Here is an 8,013-nt window from a genome sequence, read left to right as displayed (position 1 = left end):
CCCCAGTCCCCTGCTATATGTTCAAAACCAGATCAAAAATATTTATATACAAGCGATCGCTCTCTTTCCAAACTTCGATTAGAGTTAACCACAAATTAGGTTATACAGATTGTGCTGTCTGAGTTTGCTGACAATCTACCTATAGGTTGTTGCATCAAGAAAATATACATGCATTAGTTTAGATATAATAATGACTCATTGTTTGTTTTCCTAACTGGAGAAATTAATGGGTCGCGCCAAAAAGGTTGTCCTGGCATATTCTGGCGGAGTGGATACCTCAGTTTGCATTCCCTACCTCAAACAGGAGTGGGGTGTGGAAGAGGTGATTACCCTAGCAGCAGATTTAGGTCAGGGAGATGAATTAGAGCCAATTCGAGAAAAAGCTCTGAAATCGGGTGCAAGTGAATCCCTAGTGGCGGATGTCAAAGACAGCTTTGTTAAAGATTACGCCTTTGGAGCGATTCAAGCCAACGCCCTCTATGAAAATCGTTATCCTCTAGGAACTGCCCTTGCCCGTCCACTGATTGCCAAGGTATTAGTAGAAACAGCCGAGAAATATGGTGCTGATGCGATCGCTCACGGTTGCACTGGCAAAGGTAACGATCAGGTTCGCTTTGATGTCTCTGTCACCGCCCTGAACCCCAACCTGAAGATCCTCGCACCAGCCAGAGAATGGGGAATGAGCCGTGAACAAACGATCGCCTATGGGGAAAAGTTTGGTATCCCCTCACCAGTAAAAAAATCTTCTCCCTACAGTATTGACAAGAATTTGCTTGGTCGTAGCATTGAAGCTGGTTTACTCGAAGATCCGTCATTTGAGCCACCAGAAGAAATTTATGAGATGACCAAAGCGATCGCTGACACTCCCAACGAGCCAGAGTACATCGAAATTGGTTTCCACTGTGGTATTCCGACAACCCTCAACGGTATAGCTAAAAAGCCAGTTGAGCTAATTGAACAACTCAATCAGGTGGTAGGAAATCACGGCATCGGACGGATCGATATGATAGAAAACCGTCTGGTGGGGATCAAATCACGGGAAATCTACGAATCACCCGCGATGTTAGTCCTAATTCAGGCACATAGGGATTTAGAAAGCTTGACTTTAACGGCAGATGTTACCCATTACAAGCGTGGGATTGAAGAAACTTACAGCCAAATCGTTTACAACGGTTTGTGGTATAGTCCACTCAAAGTTGCACTCGATGCCTTTATTCAAAAGACACAAGAGCGAGTCTCTGGAACTGTGCGAGTGAAGTTGTTCAAAGGCAACTCTACGATAGTTGGGCGTTCGAGCGATAATTCCCTCTATACTCCCGATTTGGCAACCTACGGAGCCGAAGACAAATTTGACCACAAAGCCGCTGAAGGCTTTATCTACGTTTGGGGACTACCAACTCGCATTTGGTCGCAGCAAGTTAGAGGTTAGGAGTTAGGGGTTAGGAGTTAGGAGTTAAAAATGCAAAATAGAAAAGTAAAAGTTAAAAAAAATAACTTTTTACTTTACTCCTCACTCCTCACTCCTCACTACTTATTTCCTTAACTTGGCGAGACTCCAGCCACAGAGGGACAAAAATTAAGGCAGCGAGGATCAGTAACGCTGCGATCGCAAATTGACCCACCCAAGCAACCAATTGTTCTAAAGAGACAATTTTGCCAGCAAAGAAAGCTAATGTCACCATCAAACTAGCCCAAGCAACTGCTCCTAACAAGTTGTATAAAAAGAATTTTCCAAAGGGCATTTCGGCTATTCCAGCCAGTGGTGCAGCAAAAACCCGCAACAATGCCAAAAAACGTCCAAAAAATACTGCTTTAGCAGCATTTTGACTAAATTGATCTTTAATATTCAGCAGCCGCACTTCCGAAATCCGAAATATGCTACCAACTTTTACCAAAAAAGGCCAACCGCTAACTCTACCAATCCAATAGCCACAAGTACCACCAATGACAGCACCCATAATTGCGTCACCGAGAACCAGCCAGAAATTCAGTTCATCGCTGCCAGCTAGAAACCCGCCCACTAAGGTCACGGTTTCACCAGGTAGGGGAATGCCTAAATTTTCTAGCAAAATTCCCAAAAAAATTGCCCAATACCCGTAGCTGTGGGCGACTTCCTGGATATTTTCTAGTGAAATCAGCTCTAAAGACATTCCGCACCGCCGTCTTTACAAATTTTTACTTTTACTATATCTTTGCTTGTTTATGCGCGGGGTGTCAATCAAACCACTACATTCGGTCATTAAGTCATTAGTTTAATTCTGAATAATCCATAACTTATCCTCTATGGTAACTATTAATTTTTTACTATTAACTATGCAATTTTTGGAATTTATTACCACTAGTTCATATTTCTTTTTAAAAGAAATAAAAAATTTATAAAAAATTTATAAATATCCAGTTTAATTATGAAAATCTTGTAAAAGATACGGTTGATACCGAAATTGTTAGGCGCTTATGCCTATATTGATGAAAGTTATCACAAATTATACGGCATGAATACTGAAATAATCTCTCTCAACTGCGCGACTGCAATTGCCCAAATATCTGGGTAAAACAGTCATTTTGCCGTTGAAAGAGAAGAGGTATTGATGTCTTTTTTCAATTTTTTGTCAAGTGTTCCAACTACCCTGTTAAATTCATGGCTCTCACACAAGAACTTCAAGTGATTTTGTTTAAACCCCAAGGAAGCATAGATTTGCAAGGCGGTAAGACTTTGAGTGAACAGATGGCTAGAGTAGTGCCCCAAGCTCATCAACTCTGGGTTATCGACCTCACAGAAGTTAATTTCATGGACAGTTCTGGGTTAGTCCCTTTAGTAAAAGGGTTGAAAGCTGCACGTCAGAGTGGTTGCCGCTTGGTTTTATGCAACGTGCAAGCTCCTGTACGGTTAATTTTGGAACTTACCCAACTAGATTCAGTGTTTGAAATTTTTCATACTTATGAAGACATTTTTACCACCGTCAAAGATAACAGTCTGATGCTAGCAGGCTAACTAATAAATCTACCTATAGAAGGATGGTGGAGTCAAGCAATCTTTGCATTTTTTCATATTCTCCAAGATCACAGTCTGGTGCTAGCAGGCTGATTTTCTTTTTTGTTTAGAGAAGAATGTTGAAGAAAACTCATGGTTTTGAGCTAGGTAATATCAATAGCAGATGAATGAATCTGCTTGTTGTCAGCCAATCTACCTAAACCAGTAAAGTAGGAAATGACCAAAATTGGTCAAAGCTATGCAATTCTTTGTGACACTCCCCAGCCTCTGAAAGAGAGGGCTTTTCAAATTACTCTGGGCTAATTGCTCTATATCCGACGCAACTGGTGCAAGGAAGTAGGAGGTAAGAAAGGTTGAAATATCAGCCTTGGCGTTATTTCTAACTCTATAGATAGTTATTTTTATCTTGATGTACTACTTGGATGTCTCCAAGATGCTTTGCCGCGCCAATTTCTTACCTCTTCGATTCCACCATGATGGTAACTTTAGACATTCTGGGGAGTCGAAATGTTAGTTTGTTCGGATGCTGGGCGGGGAAAATTTGGCAAATCAATACCGCTGTGACTAGCATTGCGAGTTTTGAGTGCTAAACGGTAACTCACACTTTGCAATTCTGCTTGTAGTTGGCGGTTTTCCCGTTGTAGCATTGCGACCTTTTCTCTGACTGGCGTCATGCGCTCCTCAAACTTCCGACGGTAAATTTGAGGTAACTCTTGTACTACTTGCTCCAACATCCGACTGCGATCGGTGAGTTCTTGGACTGACTGTCGCAATTGGTAAATTTCGGAGTCACGAGTTGTAATTTGCTCTTGGTAGAACGCCACCTGCTGCTCCACAGCTTGGAGTTGTTCTTGCAAAGCATGTAACTGGGTCAGATCGCGCTCAAGCTCCGGCTGCTGGGGCATAAAACTAGTGTTACCTTTTACCAGCCGGAAGAGTTCTTGAGATAGTTGTTGCACTAATTGATCGCGAAGTTGCAACTCTTGGCGTAGCTGCGATACTTCCGTAGAGAGAACTTGAATATTGGGTGTATCAGATTGGCTCACAGTAGCTTACAGCTCCCATTCAGAATCTTGTCTACTCTTAGGTATAACTGCGGGAGTACTACCTTTGGCAAGTATTTGTTAATTTAACATTCCCAGACAAGTCACGAGAAAAGAAAAGACAAAATTTTATTGAATGGGATTGGGATTGGACAAAACAGTTCCCAGTTCTGAGTAAAGAAGTGAGATTCCCCACTCAGCACTACTAACTCCCTTAGACTGTTGCAGCTACTTTAGTGGGTTTTTCCTTTTCCTCTTTAGGGGGTTTTTCCTCTGCGATTTCCTGCTTAATTGTCAGATAACGAATCACTTCTTCACTCAAGCGCATGGCGCGTTCAAAGGGGGCGATCGCAGTTGCAGGCGCACTGTAGTTTAACTGGATGTAGATGCCATCGCGGTGTTTTTTGATTTCATAAGCCAGACGTCGCTTACCACGATTTTGAATTTGGATATCCTGGGCGCCTTGATCGCGAAGCAAATTCTGATATTTAGTAATTGCTTGCTCTGCCTGTTCGTCTCCCAGGTCAGGACGCAGGATGTACATTGTTTCGTAATTTGTAGTCATATTTTTCAGTTTCCTCATGGACAAAAGTGGCTGCCGATGTTATTCTATACCTGCTTTTAATTTAAAATGCCAGTATTAATCAACATCTGAAGCAACAAGGAACTATAATCTTACCAGTTTTCTATTTTGTTTCATTAGCCAAACCGCCGAAGTTTGGATTTTTTGGATGTCCTTAATGAAAACTAGGTCGGGAGGCGACCCCGATATTTCTTTAGCAAGTAAGAATCGAGTTTTTGGCGATCGCCAGCAAATTGATCAAGCTATCAGCTTCGCCAACGGGTATCTTTCTCTAAGGGCATCTATAGCGATCGCTTTTTTGCTCAAGGCTCAATCGGTTCGCTAAAAAGCTAACTGAGGATTGCTACCCGCTCACAGTTTCTAATCGCAGATCAAAGGATATTCATCAAGGTTATGGCGCAGCGCTATGTGCGAATTCAAAATCAAGAAGGGCAGATTTACTATGGGATACTCCAACTATCCCTCAACGTCCAGGTGCTAGATGCTCCGCCCTGGTTACAAGGACAACCCACTGATTTAACATTGACACCAGAAAATTACCAAATTCTGGCTCCCTGCGCTCCTTCAAAAATTGTGGCGGTGGGTAAGAATTATGCAGATCATGCAGCCGAAATGGGAACTCCAGTACCTTCTGAGCCACTAATTTTTCTTAAGCCACCCACGTCGATCATTCCATCTGAGAGGGAAATTAAGTATCCTCTCCAATCACAAAGAGTTGACTACGAAGGAGAGTTAGCACTAGTAATTGGCGATTACGCCTTTGAATGTACACCAGAGGTAGCCCAAACCAAAATTTGGGGCTACACCATCGCCAATGACGTAACAGCGCGGGATTTACAAAAACGGGATGGTCAATGGACACGAGCCAAAGGTTTTGATACTTTCTGTCCTTTGGGGCCTTGGATTGTGCGGGAATTAAATCCCGGAGCGAGATTGCAGACTTTTGTGAATGACGACGTTAATCCAGTCCAATCTGCCTGTATCGATCAGATGGTGTTTTCGCCCGATGTTCTAGTTTCCTATATTAGTCAGGTGATGACCCTACTACCTGGTGATTTGGTGCTTACAGGTACGCCGGAGGGTGTAAGTCCATTGCATCCAGGCGATCGCGTCCGCGTAGAAATTGAAGGTATTGGTCGCCTGGAAAACACCGTAGTCGCCCGTTAATTTCTAACGCACTTGCATATACACTGCATCAGAAATCGCCGGAATTTCCGCATAACGACCGCTTACAGACTGGATGACTGAATATGCAACGGCTCCCACTATGCCGATAAAAATCGTTGTGGATAGGGTTTGGATTGCAAAACCACCAGAGGGAACTAGTCCCACAACATCAGTTAGGATACTAAACAAAAAGATAATGATGTCCAAAAGGATTGCTTGCATGGTGTTGAAACGAATAAAGTGACTAATTTTTTCGTTTCTCACTACCAGCAAAAATAAAGCAAAGAAAATAATCATTCCTGCATAACGCACGCCGTAGTAAATTTTTAACAATGGCAGAAGCGGCAGAAACAGCAGTTGTAGTGGTGGAAACTCTGAGAGCAAATATCTACCAAATACAAAAACCTCAATTAGAGGAAGCAAATAAGGCAAGGAAGCAAAAATCCGATCTGAAACCGTTGTAGACCCGCGCCAAGACATTATGCGTTCTCCTGTGATGAAATTTCTATAGTTACTTGAGCTTAGGATAACGCAGTTGGTTGGTCTTGCTGGCAAATTCAACTATTCTATATGGGCGATCCGAAAGCCCATCATACACTCATACTGGTCTGGTTGCTGTTGAGTAAGTTTGCGAATGGCTTGACCACAGCGTAGTTGACCCCCACGCCAACGGGGTTGACCGCTCCCGTCAGCGAGTAAACAAGACTGGCAAACTTGCTCAGGGGCAAGGATTTGCTCGTCCATTAAAATGACTAGCATCGAATCCCTCCTGTAAATCCTCATTGTCACCCATATTTCACTTAGGTGAGGACACGCTTTGTAGCGGTTCAAAGAGCCGCTTCAGGTAGGTTGGGCACGTTTTGCTTTTGTTAAGTGTTGTGATTTGCGATAGCGCTTTGCGCCCGGTGTGTGTGGGCGATCGCAGATGACACTTAAGAGCCACATCCTACCTCTTTGTAGCAAAAATGTGGGCAATCACAATTCAATAAAATTTGTCAAGTGAATCTTAATTTACCCGTCCCCTTCTCTACGAGAGGCTGCGCCAACGGGGCGGGAATAGGGAATAGGGAATAGGGAATAGGGAATAGGGAATAGGGAATAGGGAATAGGGTACTCTTAACAGAAAAGAGAGAATTAGCCCCGTTCGCGGTAGCGTCTTGTAGAGTTGCAAGGTTTTAAGCCGTACTTCGTCCCGCTTTGCGCTTTCGCCCCTAGTGGGCAAAAAATCCTTGTATCGCAAGGTAGGTTGAAACCCCACCCCTTGTGGGTGGCTTAATGTTCCCTGTTAAGAGTTCCCTTTCATTTAATTTATTGTATGTTGTGTCTATTGCAAATTAGACATCTAAGTAAAAAATAATACAAAAGTATCACACTAAGGTTGAGTATAGACAGCCAACGGTAGTCAATGCATCCCTGTTAATTTAGCACTGGAGAGTGTCAAACTTAATATTTAAGAAACAACAAAAGCTTTACGCATAAGCAACACGGCCACCACTTGAAATTCCCTTGACGCGACTAGTTAAAGTGCGAGAATTCAAGTAAGTAAAACTGAGTTAACTTGATAGCCATTTAAGTGATGCATTTACAAAATACTGAGGTAAACTTGCAAGCAAGGTAATACACAATATAACTGTGCGGCTCGTCGGTCTGGGCATCACTTACAATGGAACACTGGCAATTTCTGATACAGAAACAAGGCGCTCGCTCGTGGCATATCCTAGAATCGCCAAATTTGGAAATTTTGGAAGGGCAGTATAGAGTTTTGGCTCGTTCTAACCTTCTTAATACAAACGTGGAAGTGCGGGTAACTCACTCTTCAACCCAGGAAGTTCAACCAACGCGGCGAATTTTCAAGCGATCGCGTCGCACTAACTCAGAAGGCTTAATGGCGGTAATTCCTTTTACCTACTTCCAGACAGGAGTTTGGGAGATGCGCTGTTCCAGCGATTTAATGTCCGATCTGTTCGGTAAATCTTGGCAGTACAGTGTCCAACTTCAAGTATTGTCCCAGGAAGAAGAGGGGGAAGTAGAGGGAGCAGGGGGAGCAGGGGAAGCAGGGGAAGTAGAGGGAGTAGAGGGAGCAGGAGGAGAGAAAAAAGGCTTATCTCAAGCGTATCGCCCTCAACCCCACTACTCTGAAGAAAGCGAGGCTACGTCAGTCCACGTAGAAACATTAGATAAAGCGATCGCGGTCTCCGAAGCACTGGCAATTGTTATATACAGCAACC

The 8,013-nt window shown here is 43.2% G+C and carries 9 protein-coding genes and 1 pseudogene; 5 read left to right on the top strand and 5 right to left on the bottom strand.

What is annotated here, in order from left to right; translation table 11 throughout:
• Positions 1-226: 226 nt before the first annotated feature.
• Entirely contained in the window at positions 227-1,429 is a 1,203-nt protein-coding gene (locus HWQ41_RS20120) for an argininosuccinate synthase (protein WP_292766568.1), read from the top strand.
• Between the two features lie 88 nt (positions 1,430-1,517).
• Here HWQ41_RS20120 and HWQ41_RS20115 read toward each other — a convergent pair whose 3' ends face one another.
• On the bottom strand, positions 1,518-2,150 hold the full coding sequence (locus HWQ41_RS20115; RefSeq protein ID WP_292766565.1) for a DedA family protein: 633 nt from the start codon (positions 2,148-2,150) through the stop codon (positions 1,518-1,520).
• A gap of 488 nt (positions 2,151-2,638) precedes the next feature.
• On the opposite strand from HWQ41_RS20115, the gene HWQ41_RS20110 reads away from it, so the two are divergent.
• Positions 2,639-2,992: an STAS domain-containing protein gene (locus HWQ41_RS20110; RefSeq protein ID WP_292766562.1), complete on the top strand. Its 354-nt coding sequence runs from the start codon at positions 2,639-2,641 to the stop codon at positions 2,990-2,992.
• Positions 2,993-3,477: 485 nt separating this feature from the next.
• Here HWQ41_RS20110 and HWQ41_RS20105 read toward each other — a convergent pair whose 3' ends face one another.
• Together HWQ41_RS20105 and rpsF are read right to left on the bottom strand one after the other, a co-directional pair.
• Complete coding sequence (locus tag HWQ41_RS20105) at positions 3,478-4,038, bottom strand: Npun_F5560 family protein (protein WP_292766560.1); 561 nt, start codon at positions 4,036-4,038, stop codon at positions 3,478-3,480.
• A 211-nt stretch (positions 4,039-4,249) separates the two neighbouring features.
• On the bottom strand, positions 4,250-4,600 hold the full coding sequence (gene rpsF / locus HWQ41_RS20100; protein ID WP_292766558.1) for a 30S ribosomal protein S6: 351 nt from the start codon (positions 4,598-4,600) through the stop codon (positions 4,250-4,252).
• Between the two features lie 175 nt (positions 4,601-4,775).
• Between rpsF and HWQ41_RS20095 the strand changes: the two genes are divergently transcribed.
• A complete protein-coding gene (locus tag HWQ41_RS20095) occupies positions 4,776-4,943 on the top strand; it encodes a hypothetical protein (RefSeq protein ID WP_292766555.1) in 168 nt (55 codons plus the stop codon).
• Between the two features lie 68 nt (positions 4,944-5,011).
• Positions 5,012-5,785 (top strand): fumarylacetoacetate hydrolase family protein, encoded by a 774-nt coding sequence (locus HWQ41_RS20090; protein WP_292766552.1) that lies wholly within the window; start codon positions 5,012-5,014, stop codon positions 5,783-5,785.
• Positions 5,786-5,788: 3 nt separating this feature from the next.
• Here the strand turns inward: HWQ41_RS20090 and HWQ41_RS20085 are convergent, their stop codons facing one another.
• Positions 5,789-6,265, bottom strand: coding sequence for a Tic20 family protein (locus HWQ41_RS20085; protein ID WP_292766549.1), 477 nt, complete (start codon positions 6,263-6,265; stop codon positions 5,789-5,791).
• Between the two features lie 81 nt (positions 6,266-6,346).
• Positions 6,347-6,544, bottom strand: coding sequence for a hypothetical protein (locus HWQ41_RS20080; protein ID WP_094348028.1), 198 nt, complete (start codon positions 6,542-6,544; stop codon positions 6,347-6,349).
• A gap of 904 nt (positions 6,545-7,448) precedes the next feature.
• On the opposite strand from HWQ41_RS20080, the pseudogene HWQ41_RS20075 reads away from it, so the two are divergent.
• A pseudogene (locus tag HWQ41_RS20075) lies at positions 7,449-8,013 on the top strand (hypothetical protein); the annotation flags it as partial.

This window comes from Nostoc sp. NOS(2021) (assembly GCF_017115025.1).
GTDB lineage: Bacteria > Cyanobacteriota > Cyanobacteriia > Cyanobacteriales > Nostocaceae > Nostoc.
This window is presented reverse-complemented; position numbering and strand designations above follow the sequence as displayed.